Source organism: Collimonas pratensis (genome assembly GCF_001584185.1).
GTDB classification, from domain to species: domain Bacteria; phylum Pseudomonadota; class Gammaproteobacteria; order Burkholderiales; family Burkholderiaceae_D; genus Collimonas; species Collimonas pratensis.
Genome location: NZ_CP013234.1, coordinates 2,574,544 through 2,589,706, shown reverse-complemented (window position 1 = coordinate 2,589,706; position 15,163 = coordinate 2,574,544). Strand labels below are relative to the sequence as shown.

The following is a 15,163-nucleotide window of genomic DNA, read 5'->3' as shown; positions in this document are numbered from 1 at the left end:
AGCCAGAAGTCCTGGCTCGGCAGCCTATTTTGGCGCAGCTGGCGCCGGTGCCGGCACGAATTTGGTGATCACGTAGCCAACCGGTATCCACTTGTCGCCGGCCTGCACCAGCGACACCTTTTCCACCGTCGGCGCCTTGGCGAAGCGTGAAGCAAAAGCGATATTCAAGTACTCGCCAGGCGGCAGGTCGACAGGATTGCTGACACGGACGATCTGCTCCCAGCTGCGGCTGCTCAGCGGCCCCACTTCAGTCTTGACCGCCGCCAGATACTTGACCCAGTCTTCCTGGCTCATGCTCTTCTGCATGGCCGGGCCGCTCTGGGACCACATGCGATCGGCCTGGTTGCCGTCGGCCAGTGCAACCCATTGCGTCGCGGTGGCGACGGCGCTGTCGATCGATGCGCCCGACTGGGCCAGCGCAGGATGGGCAGCCAGCAGGCTAGCCAAGGCGAAGCCGGCGGCGCCGGAAAAATTTCTTAACGAAAGCAATGCACTCATTTTTTCTTCCCAATAAAAAAACAACACGAAGATCCGGAAGCCGGTATGCGTCCTTATCATAAACGAAATTATTTTTTATTCAATCCTGGTAGCGACTGCCATCGACAGGGTAAGCGCAGCGAGGTCATATTGAAGAATTTAGCTGCGGACGAAAAAACGGCCCCAACCGGGTAATGCCGTTCACTTAAGCTCCGAACGGCATTCTTTAGGTGGACCAATGCGGTCATTCCGTCATCCCCGCGAACGCGGGGATCCATGTTGCAGAGCATGGTGATTAAAAATGGATTCCCGCGTTCGCGGGAATGACGCGACAAGCGCTATTCCCAGTATCCTTAACTGAACGACATTAGCCCCAACCGGGCCATTTTGTGATGCCTGCCATCGCCTTGCCTGAAAAACCGCAGCCCTGAATCGCCGCTAGCGATTATTCAGCGCTGATCGTCACTTCCACCCTGCGATTTGGCTGCAAGCATGCCAACAGCGCCGGCCGCGGCTTGACTCCGGTGCACGCCACCAGCTGGTCTTGCAGGCCACGTCCGTCTACGCCGATCGGCGCCGTCACCCCATGGTCCTGCAGGTACCGCTTCACGGTATTGGCGCGCGCCAGGCTTAGGCGCTGATTATAGGCAGCGCTGCCGAGGCGGTCAGTATAGCCGGTGACCCTGATGGCGGTGACGGTGACCTTGCGCGTCGCCAGTTTCTGCGCCAGGTCGTCCAGCTCGGCGCGGCCTTTGGGCAACAGATCCTTGCTGTCGGATTTATCGAATTGGAACAAGGCATCCGCCGACAGGGTGATTTTTTCGAGCGGCACTGCCACTATCGGCTTGGGCAGTGTACCGCAACCCGCCGCCGATTTCTCGGCGCCGCCGGCCAGGTCTTCTGCGATCTGGATATAAGGCTTGGCATGGCGCCAGCCGGCGTCATGGATTTCATTGCCGGCGTGGACCAGTTCGACTTCGCCGCAAGCGGTCTGCTGGGCCGCACAGGAGAATCCAGCCGACTGCTTCAATGCGTCGTACCTGGCCCACAGGTCGGGCCGCAGCTTTTCTGCATGGTTGACCAGCGGCGTCGCCCAGCCGGCGTCCTGGCCAGCTTCCAGGGCGCCGATGATGCGCTGGCTTTCGCTCAGTGCTGCTTGCGGAAAGCCGCCACGGTCGTTGCGGCTGTATTCGTGGAAGGAGACATCCAGCCAGCACTGCGCCTTGGACAACTGATAATCGGCTACCCTGCGGCCGCCGTCATTGAGCGCCTTGATGCGTTGCTGCGTCTCGCGATACACGCCGTAATCGCGATCGATGACGCCGTCGCTGATACGGTCCTGCTGGGCCGCCAGTGTGCCTGGCGCGGGTGGGTTCGGCGCCGTCTGGGCGCACGCGGCCAGCACCAGCGCGATCATGGCGGTTGCAGCAGAACGGTAGGGAATGAACGACGACTTCATAGTGTTCCTTTCTGTATCAAGCACAGGTGTGAGCGCAGTTTCAGGTTCTGGTCCGGAGCGGCAGGCCGCAACATCATTTATCGCGCGCCAGCGCCGGGTTGACCGAGCTGTTCTTGCTGCCGAACAGGTCTTCGTCAAACTTGAAGCGCACCCGCAGGTAAATGCCGCGGTTGGTGTAGTCCGATCCGGTCAGGTCGCTGGCGCTGAAACCGCGCCAGTTGAAGCCGGCCGACAGCCACAGGTTGTCCTGCAACTGATAGCCCGCCTCGAAGCCCTGCGCATACTGCTTGCTGCTCCCTTGCGGGCTGTACAGCACCGAGCTCATGGCGCTGACATCCCAGCGCTTGGAAATGTCGTAGGTGATGCGGCCGCTCAGCAGATAAGCCTGGTAAGTGCTGTTGGTGCCATCGAAATAGTCGCGCCGCCATTCCGCCGCAGCGCGGCCGTCCAGCCACCATGGCCGGCTTGGGTGGTAGTCGGCATGCATCGAAATGATGTGCTTGTCGATACCCTGACTGGCGTTCTCGTCGCTGCCGCCGATGTCGCCAAGGCCGTCGTTGGTGCTGGGCGGCACGTACTGGTTGAGGCCGCTCTTGTCGCGCTGCAGCCAGTATTCGTAGCGCGCCAGCACATTCAGGCGGTTGGTGTCGGTGTCGCGGAAGGCGATGCCGGTCTGCAGCCGGTTTTCCCACAGGTTTCCGGTATGGCCGCGGTTGTCGGTATAGAGAAAATAATTGCGGCCGAGGAAAGTCCAGTCGCGGTTGATCTTGCGCGCCGCCGTCAGGGTCGACAGATAGGTGTCGTTGCCGGCCAGGAAAGAGGTAGTCGGCGGCACTTGTGTGTTGGCGGTATTGACCATGGTATAGGTCAAGTCTTGCGTGCGCCGCCACTCCAGCCTGCCGCCCAGCAGCCACAGCTCGCTCGGCCGCCATTCGACGCCGCCGGTCAAAGCATAGGCGCTCTGAGTCTGGCCGCGCATGGCGTTCAGGTATTCGGCCGAAGTGGTGAGCTTGAGCGTATCGCTGACATTCCAGGCATTGCGCAAGCCGTTGGCCCATTGCAGCTGGTTGCCGTCGATCGCATCGCGCATGCGGTACTCCGAAAACACGCTTTGGTTCTTCATGTATTCGTTATCGATACCGAAGACAAAGGCGTTGCTGTTATAGAGGCCATCGGTGGCCTGCGGCGAGGATAGCCCGGTCAGCCATTCGTATTTCGCATACAGGCGCCCCGACTCCGAAAAATGATAAGCCGTGCCAAGCGCGGCGCGATGATAGTTGTTGCCGGCGATGCCGTTTTCGTATTCGCCCGTCAGGTCGACCTTCTCCGTCATCTTGTAAGTGCCGCGCAGGCGCAAGCCTGTGCTTTGGTAGCTGACGCCGGCCAGGCCGAAATTGCCGCCGTTGAGGCCGTAGCCGGTCTGCGGATTGAGCACGCCGTAGCCGGAACCGAAAGTCGATTGCGGACTGACCAGCAAGCCGCTGCCGAAGCCGAGCGGCGTGTTGACATAGCTGCCGGCATCTTCGCGCGTATGGGTCAGGCCGAGATCGACATCCAGCTTGGGCGTCACGGCGTAGCTGACGCCGGCGGCGCCGGCATCGCGCTGGGCCGCGGCCACGCGGTCCTTGCTGTGCGTGCCTTCGGCATAGACGCTCCAGCGTTCGTCGATCTTCTTGGTGACCTTGAGCGCGCCCTCTTCCCGTCCTTGCGCCAGCGACGCCGCCGGATTGTTGAAATACGGGTCGCTGCGGCCGAAGTAGGCGCGCGCCTGCAGGTCATCGCTCTGATGCAAGGCTTCGACCCGCCAGGCGTTGCCGGTAACGTCTTGCAGCAAGCCGCCGGCAGCTGCGCCGGGCGCCGGCTGCAAGCTGAATGGATTGCCCAGCAGGCTGGAGCCGACATCACTGCCAAGCACGCTTTTGCTGCGCGCATACTCCGCCACGATAGCGGTGTTTTCACCCAGCTTGACGGTAGCGTTACCGCTCATCAGGGTATACGGGGTGTAGGGATTCTTGTCCTTGACGTAGCTGCCGCCGACTTCCAGCATTTTGCCCAGCTTGAACTGGCCATCCAGGCCATACACCCAGAAGGTCTCGCCGCCGGCATCGACTTCATACGTGATGCGCAAGGAATTCGGATTGCCGTTGGCGTCCACCGACGGCACTGGCTGGTTCAGCAGGATGCGTCCGGAAAACGGTTCGAAAGTATAGTCAGCATAGCGTTGCAAAGGTTGGACCGTCAGGATCACCGCCGGCTGATAGCGGTCGCGCGTGACGATTTCGACCTTTTCCGAGCCCACCACGGCGTTTGCCTTGGCCACCGTGAACGGTCCCGATGTGCCCTGCGCTGCGAACTCCTGCACCAGCTGCACCAGCGTGTCCTTGGTGACAAAGGCGTTGACCAGGATGCCGTCCTTATCATAGTGGCCGCGGGCGCCGTTGATGCTGCGGCTGTAATTGCCGAGGTCGCGCTTGCGCAGATTGGCGACGCTGCCGCCGCCGGTCTGCTGGCTGAAGCCGTCGCCGGTGTTGAAATCGCCGTACAGCAGATAGGATTTATCTTTATCGATGCGGACATACAGCTTGGATACCGATTGCGCGTCGAAGCCCCTGATCGAGGCGTCGCCGTACACCGGATAATAGGCATCCGGCCGGATATCCCGGAACAGCCTGGCGCTGGTGTCCTTGTCGGAATCGTAGGACATGGTCAGCAGCGTATCGCCCTTGATTTTCCCTTTCAGGAAAAAGGCCGTGCGCAAGGCGCCGTAGCGCTTGCCGTCGCCGCTGCTGCGGGCCCAGCTGTCGATTTCCTGTTCAAAACCGTCGCCGCGCTGGGCGCCGGAGAGTTGCAGCGGCGATTTGCTGTCGAAGTGGATAATCCCCTCGATCAGGCCAACCCCCAGCATTTCGCGCAGTTCCGGCACAAAGCTGATCACGCCTTGTGCCTGGGCGCGGCCGGCGGTGATGCGCACGGTAACGTCCTGCGGCTGGTATGGCGCCAGCAGCAACACTTCGGCCTTGCCATCCACTACCTTGACCTGAGTGCCGGGGGTGATGCGGTCGCGGTCGGTGCGGCCCGGGCCGAATTCGTCGGTACTGGCGCCAGGCAACTGGATGCGGCCGCCGGATGCTTCCACGGTAATGGTGGTCTCGCCCTTGACCGGCTGCCCCTTGTAGTCCAGCACGCTGATGCTCAGGTGCGCAGGGGTCTGGCCGTCGGCCGGCAAGCTGTCCTGGTCGACTTCGACCCGGATCAGGCCGACCTTGCGGTTGGCGCCGTAGTTCGCCCCTTCGACTTGGTCAGGATACACCTGCGGTCCGCTAGTCAGATTGCTATTGCCGCCGTTTAAGGCCGGCAGGTTCAGGCCGTTCTGGTAGAACTTGCTGTCCGTATTGAACTGGCTTGCAGGCGGGCCGAAATCCTTGCGCGCGCCATCCGCATCCTGGGCCCAGACCGGCAACGCATTCATCAGCGTCAAGGCCAGCACGCTTACCCGGGTATGGCGGATGCGCCGGGCTGCCCGGCGTTGGCCGGCAATAAGCTGCTTATTGCCCATGATGGCCTCCCTGGCTGCTCTGCTGTTGTTGCAGTTGTTGCAGTTGTTGCAGTTGTTGCGATTGTTGCTGCATCTCCAGCTGCGGCAAAGGTGTGTCGCGTTCGCTGCGGGTGTCCGGCACCGGCGGCGGATCGCCGATGCCGCTGGCGCGCGGCTTGACGACGATCTGGTTGGCGCTGTCGGTTCCTTGCTGCGGATAGTCAGGGGCCCTGCCTTCGAACTTGAGGACCGCACCGCGCTTTTTCTCGGTCTGCGGCGCATCGATTTCACCCTGGCTGCGGCGCGCCTTGACCTGTTCCATGACCGGATTGGAGCATGAGCCTTCAATGAAATCGGCACGTTGCAGCTCGCCGTTCTTGAGATCGAGGAACAGGCTGTTGGCGTCGCCGACGTTACGGTTGCTGCTGACCACCAGCCGGCTGCCGCGCGGCAGCGTGGTCTGGTCCACCTTCAGCACATGGGTGCGCGGCGACAGCCCGCAGAAACTGTATTTCCCTTCCACATCGCTGATCAGGAAAGTGCCATCTTCCACATACAGGCGCACGCCGGGAATGCCGAGCTCTTCCTTGTCCTTGATCTGGTTGCCGTTGCAGTCGACAAAGATCATGCCGACCACGCAAGCGTCGTTGGTGAAGACGCCGCCGGTGACGCGCACCTTGACCTGGGCCTGGTTGGCGCAACTGGTCTTGCTGCTGCCCGGGCAGGTCGCAGTGGCGCGGCTGACGCCGTCGCCGTTCATCGCCCCTACCCCCAGCCGCACGCGCACGGTAATGGTAATGCTGCTGCGCGGATTGATGAGATCCACCACCGTAGTCAGCACCGGCCCTGGGCCGCCATCCTGCTTGACCAGCGTCGCGCCGCTGACGTGGGTGCTGTTGTCGACCGCGCGGAAGCCGTGCGGCAGGTCAACCACGATGTTCGGCTTGCTCACCGCGGCGTCGCCGGTATTGGTGACATTGATGGTGTAGGTCACCAGGTCACCCAGTTCGGCTTCTTTCTTGTTGACGGTTTCCACCACCACCAGCACGGTCGCGCTGATGATACTGGTGGCGTCGTTGCTGCAGTGATCGCCGTCGCTGCAGCCGGTGCCCGGCGCCTGCGGCAGGAACGGATCGCCGCCGCCGGAGACGCTGGCGTAGTTGGTCAGCGTGCCGTTGGCGGTGGCCGCGACGTTGACGTTGTAAGTCAGGCTGACGCTGGCGCCGACTGCCAGCGGCGTCGCCGGGGTGAAATCGAACGCCACGTTCTGGCCGCTAGTGGTGAGGTTGCTGATGCTGCCGTTCGCGCTGGCGACCGAACCCGACGCCAGGCTCATGCCGGCCGGCAGCAGATCCTGCACATGGATGGCGCCACTGCTGGGGCCGCCCTTCTGGTTGCTGATGGTGACGGTGTAGGTACCGCTGGCGCCGGCGGAAAAACTGCCGACGTGGCTCTTGACCAGCTTCAAGGAGGATGCCGGCGCGGCAATCGCGGCGACATCGTTACTGCAACGGTTAGCGTCGCTGCAAGCCGCCCCCGGTGTCTGCGGCGCGGTCGGATCGCCGCCGCCAGAGACGCTGGCATAGTTGGTCAGGCCGCCGCCGGCAGTGGCGGCGACGCTGACGCCATAGTTGACGACCAGCGAAGCTTTGGCGGCAATCGGCACGGCCGGCGTCAGGTCAAAACTCACGTTCTGGCCGTTGCTGACGATATTGCTGATGCTGCCGCCGGCGCTGGCGATGGAATTGGGCAGCAGGCTGAAACCGGCCGGCAGCAGGTCGCTCAGGTGAATCGCGCCACTGGTGGCGACATCGCCGTTATTACTGACAGTCAGTACGTAATTGCCGTTGGCGCCGGCCACGATATTACCTGTATGGCTCTTGACCAGCTTGAGCGCGGGCGCATCGGTAATGACCGTAGTGTCGCTGCTGCAATGCATATTGTCGTTGCAGCCTGCTCCCGGCGGCAAACGGCTGGGGAAACTGTCGCCGCCGTTCATGCTGACGTAGTTGGTGAGCGAACCTGCGGCGCCTGCCGCGATATTCACCGCGTAAGTGAGGTTGACGTTGCCGGTAGAGGGAATCGGCGCCGCCGGTGCAAAGTCGAAAGTCAGCAGCTGACCGCTGACGACAATATTGCTGACAGCGCCGTTGCCGCTGCTGATCGAATTGGCTTGCAGGCTGATGCCGGCCGGCAGCAGGTCGCTGATGTGGATTACCCCGGTGCTGGGCGCCAGGCCGTCGTTGCTGATGGCCAGGTTGTAACTGCCGCTGCCGCCGACGGTAAAGTTGCCGCTGTGCGTCTTGGTAATCTTCAGGCTGGCGCTAGCGATCGGATTGACCACCGGATTACAGACGTTAGGATCGATCAGCTCGGCCGGGGTTTCCTTGAGCGGGTCCACTGGCATATGGCAGGTAGCGTTCGGCGGACTGAAGTTGCACGCCACGCTATTGGACGGACTGCAGCTGGACGTGGTTGGAGTAAGGGCGACGTTCACCAGGCTTTCCGTCGCCGGGGTGTTGACCTTGACGTTCAACAGCAAGGTAATGAATTCGGAACGTTTCAAGGTACGGCCTGAGGTGGTCAGGTCCCAGATCACCTTGTTGCCGCTGAGGACGCCAGGCACATCGCTGCCGGCCGTGGAAACAAAGGTGACGCCGGACGGCAATGCATCGGTCACCTGTTGCACATCGGTCGCCAGCACCAGCGGCAGGTAACCCGGGTTGGAAAGTTTGATGCTATACGTCAGGTTGTCGCCGGCAGCAACCGGCTGCCCTTGCAGGGAGGTCGCGCTGCCGGTTTTCGTGACATCCTTGTTCAGCACCGAGATCGGCGTGATCCCCAGCACCGTCAGTGTGGCGCTGGCGGCCTGGGCATTGCTGACCCCTTGCGTGGTTTGGATCGCATTGGCGGGAATCGTGTTGATCTGGTTGCCCTTGGCGGAGCCGATCACGTCGACAGTCACCACGCAGCTGTTGCCGAAGGAAACGGTGGCGTTGCTGATGCTGATGGTTTGTCCGCCGGCCGCCGCGGCGATAGTCGGAGAACCGCAGTTCAGCCTGGTGATATTCGGCGCCGGCGCCACTGCCACCCCGGCCGGCAAGGCATCGTTCAAACTCAGGCCGCTAAAATTGCCGGTACTGCTGGAGTTTGGATTAATCACTTGCAAGGTCAGGGTCGACAGCTCACCGACGCCGGTGCCCTGGATATTGCTGTCGATCTTGCCGTTGCCGTTTTCCTGGAACACCACGATCGGATTGAATCCCTTGGAAACCTGAGGCGGCAGCACGTTCGCCCTGAACGTCAGGTTGGCGTCGACCGGCCGCACGTTGGTGGCGCTGGCATCGGCATTGCCGCCGGCGTCAGTGGCCGTCACGGCATTGGCCGGGGTAGTGTTGGTCGCCGTGGCGCCGGCGACCGCCAGCGGGCTGGAGGTATCGGCCACCACGTCGAAAGTGATCGTGCATTGCGGCGCCGTGGTCGAATTGTTAAAGCCGTTCAGCTGCGTGACCTTGAACGTGAGGGTCTTGCCGCTGGTCAGGAAGCTGGGCGTACCGCCGGTATTGTTGCTGCACGACGTCGCGGCGTTCAGCGGCGTGCTGAACATCAGGCCGCCCGGCAGGGTGTCCACCGCCTGCACATTGAAACGCGTGCTGGCGGCCGGATTCTGGATTGTGATGCTGGCCTTGGTCACGCCATTCAGCGGCAGCGAGGTGGGATTGAAAGACTTGCTCGGAAACAGCGGCGGCGTACCGACCACCAGCGCATTCGCGGTAGAGGTCTGGCTGCCGGCCGTGCATGGTCCCGTGCCGGTACAAGCGACCACGGTATTGCTCTGCGGCGTACCTTGCGCCGGCGGAATGAAATTGTTATCGGCTTTCAGGCGCACTTTGATGACGCAGTTGCTGGCCCCGCCCTGCGCTATCAGGCCATTGTTGAGCGTCATGGTCTGCGCGCCGGCGGCAGCGGTCACCGTGCCGCCGCAGGAGTTGCTCTGCAGCGAGAAAACACGCAGGTTCGGCGCTGTTGCCGACCAGTCGTCAGCGAAGAACAAAGGCTTCAGGTCCATATCGACGCCGCCGCTGGGGACGATCTTGTTGAGCTGTATCGTCATGTCGATCAGGCCGCCGGTCACCGTGCCAGGAGGATGCCCTGCCGGCAGCGGCGCAGCCTGGGTCAGCGCGGCTTCCGTCACCAGCTGTACATAATTTTTAGCGACGCTGATCAGGGTCGGCACCTGGCCGGCGCCGGGATTTTGCAGGATGACCGTGGCGCTGGCGGCGTTGTGCACGAGCGGCGCGCCGTTTGCCGCCATCGAATTGGCCGGAATCGTGTTGGTAAACGGCTGGCCGTTGGCGGCGGCGGGCACGATCACTTTGGCGGTCACCGTGCAGCTCTGGCCGGCGGCCAGCGTGGCGTTGGCCAGCCGCACAGTATTGCTGGCGGGCGAACTCACCGTGCCGCCGCTGCAGGTAGTGGAAAAGCCGGGCGCAGTGGCCTACACCGTCATGTTTCCAGGCAGCGCATCGCTGACACCGAGGCCAGTCCAGGCTGCGGCGGTGTCGTTGAAGATCGTCCATGTCATGGAAAATGCCTGGCCGACAAACGCATTGACCAGGGAGAAGGATTTGGTCAAGCGGTCGGTCGGCAACGGCGACACCGCCAGCGTGCCGGTGGTGGCGCCGGTATTTGCCAGCGGCGGCGTGGTTTGGCCGTTGAGCGAGGTCAGGTCGCCAGCCTTGATAGTGTTCGGCAGGTTGATGGTGCCGGCTGCGGTGGAGTTGCCGACCACTTGCATGGTCACGGTACAGGTGCCGCTGGCCGGAATGGTGGCGCCGCTCAGGGAGAATTGGCTATCGCCCGGCGCTGCGCTCAAGCTGCCGTTGCAGGTGGTGCTGGCGCCGGCATTGGCGATCGTCATGCCGGCTGGGAAGCTATCGTTCAGGTTGGTATTGGTGAGCGGCAGGATATTCGTGTTGTTCAGCGTGATCGTCATCAGCGAGGTCTGGCCGGAGACGATATTGTTGGGCGCAAACGTCTTGGCGCTGACTTGCGGCTGCGCCGTGTCGCGCCGGATCACCGTGAGCGAGGCGCTGGCAGCTTGCGGAATGATCTCGCCATCGGCCAGCGGGCCGCCGGCCGGGATGGTGTTGGTATAGATGCCGGCCACGGTCGACACCACGTCCACCTGGAAAGTACAGATATCACCGAACTGGGCCGAACCGCCGCTCACGGTCACCAGGTTGGCGCCGGGCGTAGCAGCAAGCGTGCCGCCGCAGGCATTGACAATATTCGGATTGGCCGCCACCGTCACGCCACTCGGCAAGTTGTCAGTCAGATTGAAATTGGTGAGCGTTTTGCCAGGAGTCTGATTGGCAATCACAAGGCTCAAGTGGCTGATGTTGAATGGTGCACGATCCTGCACTTGCACCGGATTGAACGATTTATTGACACCGCTAGCCTGGGCGGATGCCGCGCTACTCCATAAAAGACTGCTGACCGAGAGTAGAATTGCAACGAAAAAAGAGTCATGCCTGCCTTGCAGTGCAATCATTGTTGTCCTCGATCGTTTTATCTGGTCCGCATGAGGCGGCTCTTATGGATACATCAACTTTCCCCTGGGCAATTTTATTTAGTTTATTTACGTGATGCAACAATAATTAACATTCGCCGTTGCAAAAATGAAAAATCGGCACACAAGCGGCGGTTACATTCTTTCGAGCAATCACCGGAGATTTAGCACGAGCCTATTCACGTGCCCGCCAATCTCGCGACCCGTTGCCAGACCTGCTGCGTTATCATTGAACCATGCATCCAACTTCATCCCGCTACCTGAAACCCGAGCAATGGGCCGTCACCGCCATGCGCGCGATAAACAGTTGGTGGTCCATGCTGCACCTGGCCGGCATCGCGCTGGTGATGGGTTTTTCGCCATCCACCTACCATCGCGCCAACCGTCGCACTACCTACCGCTACATCTACACCAGCACCTGGCAAATCCTGCCCTGGTTCACCTTGCTGTCGACGTTGCTGAGCCTGGTGCTGATCCGCATTGTGATCATCACCGCCCTCAGCTATGGGTTGTCGCGCTATGCGCTTGAAATGGTGGTGCGGGTGCTGGTGCTGGAACTGATTCCGTTGTCTGCCGCACTGTTCGTGGCATTGCGCGCTGGGCCGGCGTTCAATACCGCGGGCTCGCCGCTGACTACTGCGATGGCTGCGCAAGATTCGGCAAAATTCGACATCGCGCAGCTGCAGCTGGACCTTGTGCCGCGCGTGATCGCCAGCGCCTTTTCGGTAGCGACCCTGGCCACGGTCAGCGGCCTGATCGTGCTGCTGCTGGCGTATGTCAATGTGTACGGCCTGACGCCATGGGGCTTGCTTGACTACACCCGCACCGTCGGCCGCGTCTTCGATCCGGTGGTCACCGCCGGTTTCGCGCTGAAAACCCTGCTGTTCGGCATGGCTGTGGCGGTGATCCCGGTGGCCGCGATCCTGGAAGGTGCGCGCCGCAATATTAATCTTTCTTCTACTTTGCAGCCGGGCGCAACGCGCCTGCTGTTTGTGCTGGTCCTGATTGAAGTCGGGGCGCTGGCAGTGAAATACATTTGATCGACAACCATGACACCTGTCCCCGAATCTCCTGCGCCAATTCCTTCGCCGCCACAGCCGGCCCACGTCGAACTCAAGGCGTTGCTGCTGCTGATCCTGATGGGCGCCCTGGTCTGCGGCTTTGTCCTGTACGTGATGTATGCGCGCGGCGTATTCGAGAGCACCCAGCGCCTGGTGCTGATTTCGGATGATTCCGAGGGCGTGCTGGTAGGCATGGACCTGACCTTCTCCGGCTTCCCTATAGGCCGCGTACAACGCATCGACCTGGGCGCAGACGGCAAGGCCCGCATCCTGATCGACGTCCCGCGCAAAGACGCCAACTGGCTGCGTACTTCCAGCGTCTTCACGCTGGAACGCGGCCTGGTCGGCGACACCCGGATCCGCGCCTTCACCGGCGTGCTGGACGATCCGCTGCTGCCGCCGGACTCCGAGCGTACCGTGCTGCGCGGCGATACTGCCGCCGAAATTCCACGGCTGGTGGCCACCGCCCGCGAGCTTCTGGAAAACCTGCAAACCATCACCGCCGCCGATTCCAGCCTGAACACCAGCCTGGCCAACGTGCAGACCCTGACCGGCCGCCTGAACGGCCAGTACGGCGTCCTGGGCGGCGCACTGGGTGGCGATGAAAACGCCAAGAAAATCGTCGCTACCCTGGATCGCGTCAACGCCCTGCTGGCCAAGGCCGACCAGCGTGTATTCGGCCAGCCAGGCGGCAAAGCCGGCGTGATGGACGATGCGCAAGCAGCGATTATCCAGCTCAACGGCATGTTGAGCGACGCCCGCGCCAGCCTCAAGAAGGTTGATGCAGTACTGGCGGAAGCGCAGGCGGTCGGCAGCAATGCCCGCATCGCCAGCAATGACCTCGGCGCCTTGCGCGCAGAAGTCGACGCCAGCTTGCGCAAAGTGACGCAGCTGGTGGATGAAATCAACCGCAAATGGCCTTTCGCCCGCGATACGGAGCTCAAACTGCCATGACAAATGCATCCCGCTACCTGCTCGGCCTGCTGACCGTGGCGCTGGCCGCTTGCGGCAGCAAGCCGCCGCAACCCGACTGGCAAGGCAATGCCTATAGTTCCCTGCAGAGTTTTTCTGCGGCCTACCTGAGTGGAGACACCCGCGTCGCCGACGTCGAATTTGCGCGCGCCCGCGATGCCGTTGCCAGCACTGGCCGTCCCGACCTGGTGGCGCGCGCCGAGCTGATGCGCTGCGCCACCCGTGTCGCCAGCCTGGAGTTTGACAATTGCGCCGGCTTCCAGCCGCTGGCGGCGGATGCCGATGCGGCTGAGCGCAGCTATTCTGCTTATCTGAACGGGCAATGGCAGGGACTGGATAGCAGCTTGCTGCCAGCCCAGCAGCGGGATGTCGTCAGCAGCGGCCGGCTGGGCGAGATCCAGGATCCGCTGTCGCGGCTGGTGGCCGCCGGTGCATTGCTGAAAAGCGGGCGGCTGACACCGGCCGATATAACGACGGCCACCGAAACTGCTTCAGCCCAAGGCTGGCGCCGGCCCTTGCTGGCCTGGCTAGGCATACAGTCGCAGCGCGCCAAGGCCGCCGGCGATAGCGAGGCGCAGGCGCGGCTGCAACGGCGCATGGACTTGGTGGCCAAACCTTTACCTCCTCCAAACAACTGACGTCGGCAGCCTGGGTGCGCACCGTGTAACCCAGACTACCCGATCCCCAGCAAGCTCAGGGCGGCGGCGTCAGCGCTGCACAGTTCGAGGCGATCGGCTGGCCGGCGAACAGTTTCTGCACGAACGGTTTGGAATCCGCCAGCGACACCAGCACCGTGCTGTCGTGAGTCTGGCCGGCATAGTAGTGCTGCTCGATAGTGCTGCCGGCAGCGCAGGCATCCTTGGCGAACAGGTATTGGACTACTGTCGGGATATCCGTATCCAGCGTGCCGGTGCCGACAAACACCGGGCCGGCAAACTTGACCGTCGGATAATTCGAATACTGCAGTACCTGGGTCGCCCAGTCGGTGACATCCGCGCTGAACACATCCGAGGTCACCAGCTTGTTCTGATTGATGTAATCCTCGATCGGCCCTAGGCACTGGCTCGCCACCACTGAATAAAACGCCTTGCCCTTGGCGGTCAGGTGATCGGACAGCAGGAAATTCGGAATGACTCTTTCCGCCGTCGCATAACCCAGCCAAGCGTAGGATTCGAGCGTCCCCAGCACCGACGTGAAGCCAGTGGTCGGCACCTGCGCCGTCAGCGCATTCAGGTAGGCCAGCACGCTTTGCAGCTGATACGGCACGCCGGTGGCGACCGTCCCCAGCAGCTTCAGCTCCGGCGCATAGCTTGGTCCATAGCCAGCGGTGGCGATGGCGCCTTGCGCACCCTGCGACTGGCCAACGATGACCACCGAACTGGACAGTTGCGGGAAGTTCTTGATGGCGGCACGGATACCGTCCAGCACACTATAAGCTTCCGCACGGGAGTGCAGATACGGATGCAAACCGGGTGTGCCCAGTCCCTGGTAATCGGAAGACACCACCGCGTAGCCTTGCGCCAGCCAGGCATTCAGGTAATCGACATCGCGTGGATCACGCACAGTCCACGACGGCGCACAGATATCCGCCACGCCGACAGTGCCATGGGCCCAGGCGATCACCGGCCAGCCGCCGGCAGGCGGCGTTCCTTTCGGCAGTTGCAGGTCGCCGGAGACATAGATGGCGGTCTTGCCATCGTCGCCGTCGGTGGAGCTGTAGAGAATGCGGATGCCTTGCGCCGCATTGGGCAGCACCTGCGCCGCAGGCAGGGCTTCCTGCTGCAGCAGTACGCCTGGGGTTGTCGGGATGCTTCCGTTCCACTGGTAGAAGGAAGAGACGCCGCCGTCGGCGGTGAAGGTCTTCGATTGGGGCGTCAGTGCGTCGCCGTTGCCGCCGCCGCAGGCGGCTAGCAGGGAGCTGAGCAAGGCAGCGGCAAGGAAGGTCGATGACAGCGTGAGTCTGGTAACGCGCATGGGTGTCTCCTCATTGATTTATTATTAATCTGAGTCCAGAACGGCCGTTGTCATTATGCATCACTAATGGGCATGTACGTAGAGCGAATTCCCGCGTGGGCACGGTGTGCCCA

General features: G+C 62.1%; 9 protein-coding genes. 3 read left to right on the top strand and 6 right to left on the bottom strand.

The features are described 5' to 3' along the window. Window positions 1-24 precede the first annotated feature (24 nt). The 5 genes from CPter91_RS11775 to CPter91_RS11755 all read right to left on the bottom strand — a co-directional run bounded on the left by CPter91_RS11775 (window position 25) and on the right by CPter91_RS11755 (window position 11,025). Window positions 25-498 carry a DUF4019 domain-containing protein gene (locus CPter91_RS11775; protein WP_167595158.1) on the bottom strand — a complete coding sequence of 158 codons (474 nt, stop codon included), beginning with the start codon at window positions 496-498 and terminating at the stop codon, window positions 25-27. Window positions 499-922: 424 nt separating this feature from the next. Further along, window positions 923-1,936 carry an OmpA family protein gene (locus CPter91_RS11770; RefSeq protein ID WP_061940402.1) on the bottom strand — a complete coding sequence of 338 codons (1,014 nt, stop codon included), beginning with the start codon at window positions 1,934-1,936 and terminating at the stop codon, window positions 923-925. A 73-nt stretch (window positions 1,937-2,009) separates the two neighbouring features. Further along, the gene (locus CPter91_RS11765; protein WP_061940400.1) at window positions 2,010-5,492 is read right to left on the bottom strand and encodes a hypothetical protein; all 3,483 of its coding nucleotides are present in this window, start codon (window positions 5,490-5,492) and stop codon (window positions 2,010-2,012) included. Next, window positions 5,482-9,927, bottom strand: coding sequence for a DUF7933 domain-containing protein (locus CPter91_RS11760; RefSeq protein WP_061940398.1), 4,446 nt, complete (start codon window positions 9,925-9,927; stop codon window positions 5,482-5,484). Before CPter91_RS11760 ends, CPter91_RS11765 begins: the two co-directional genes overlap by 11 nt. 42 nt (window positions 9,928-9,969) lie before the next feature. Further along, a complete protein-coding gene (locus CPter91_RS11755) occupies window positions 9,970-11,025 on the bottom strand; it encodes a DUF7933 domain-containing protein (RefSeq protein WP_150119667.1) in 1,056 nt (351 codons plus the stop codon). A 254-nt stretch (window positions 11,026-11,279) separates the two neighbouring features. Here CPter91_RS11755 and CPter91_RS11750 point away from each other — a divergent pair, with 254 nt between their 5' ends. From CPter91_RS11750 to CPter91_RS11740, 3 genes are read left to right on the top strand one after another with little or no spacing between them, the layout of a single operon-like run. Continuing rightward, window positions 11,280-12,083 carry an MlaE family ABC transporter permease gene (locus CPter91_RS11750; protein ID WP_061940394.1) on the top strand — a complete coding sequence of 268 codons (804 nt, stop codon included), beginning with the start codon at window positions 11,280-11,282 and terminating at the stop codon, window positions 12,081-12,083. Between the two features lie 9 nt (window positions 12,084-12,092). Continuing rightward, window positions 12,093-13,058: an MlaD family protein gene (locus CPter91_RS11745; protein WP_061940392.1), complete on the top strand. Its 966-nt coding sequence runs from the start codon at window positions 12,093-12,095 to the stop codon at window positions 13,056-13,058. Continuing rightward, complete coding sequence (locus CPter91_RS11740) at window positions 13,055-13,714, top strand: hypothetical protein (RefSeq protein WP_061940390.1); 660 nt, start codon at window positions 13,055-13,057, stop codon at window positions 13,712-13,714. Before CPter91_RS11745 ends, CPter91_RS11740 begins: the two co-directional genes overlap by 4 nt. A 55-nt stretch (window positions 13,715-13,769) precedes the next feature. Here CPter91_RS11740 and CPter91_RS11735 read toward each other — a convergent pair whose 3' ends face one another. Next, window positions 13,770-15,050: a lipase family protein gene (locus CPter91_RS11735; protein ID WP_061940389.1), complete on the bottom strand. Its 1,281-nt coding sequence runs from the start codon at window positions 15,048-15,050 to the stop codon at window positions 13,770-13,772. Window positions 15,051-15,163 lie beyond the last annotated feature (113 nt).

Coding starts and splice junctions, on each gene's coding strand:
- CPter91_RS11775 (WP_167595158.1), bottom strand. CDS start 498: ATGAGTGCATTGCTTTCGTTAAGAAATTTTTCCGGCGCCGCCGGCTTC.
- CPter91_RS11770 (WP_061940402.1), bottom strand. CDS start 1,936: ATGAAGTCGTCGTTCATTCCCTACCGTTCTGCTGCAACCGCCATGATC.
- CPter91_RS11765 (WP_061940400.1), bottom strand. CDS start 5,492: ATGGGCAATAAGCAGCTTATTGCCGGCCAACGCCGGGCAGCCCGGCGC.
- CPter91_RS11755 (WP_150119667.1), bottom strand. CDS start 11,025: ATGATTGCACTGCAAGGCAGGCATGACTCTTTTTTCGTTGCAATTCTA.
- CPter91_RS11750 (WP_061940394.1), top strand. CDS start 11,280: ATGCATCCAACTTCATCCCGCTACCTGAAACCCGAGCAATGGGCCGTC.
- CPter91_RS11745 (WP_061940392.1), top strand. CDS start 12,093: ATGACACCTGTCCCCGAATCTCCTGCGCCAATTCCTTCGCCGCCACAG.
- CPter91_RS11740 (WP_061940390.1), top strand. CDS start 13,055: ATGACAAATGCATCCCGCTACCTGCTCGGCCTGCTGACCGTGGCGCTG.
- CPter91_RS11735 (WP_061940389.1), bottom strand. CDS start 15,050: ATGCGCGTTACCAGACTCACGCTGTCATCGACCTTCCTTGCCGCTGCC.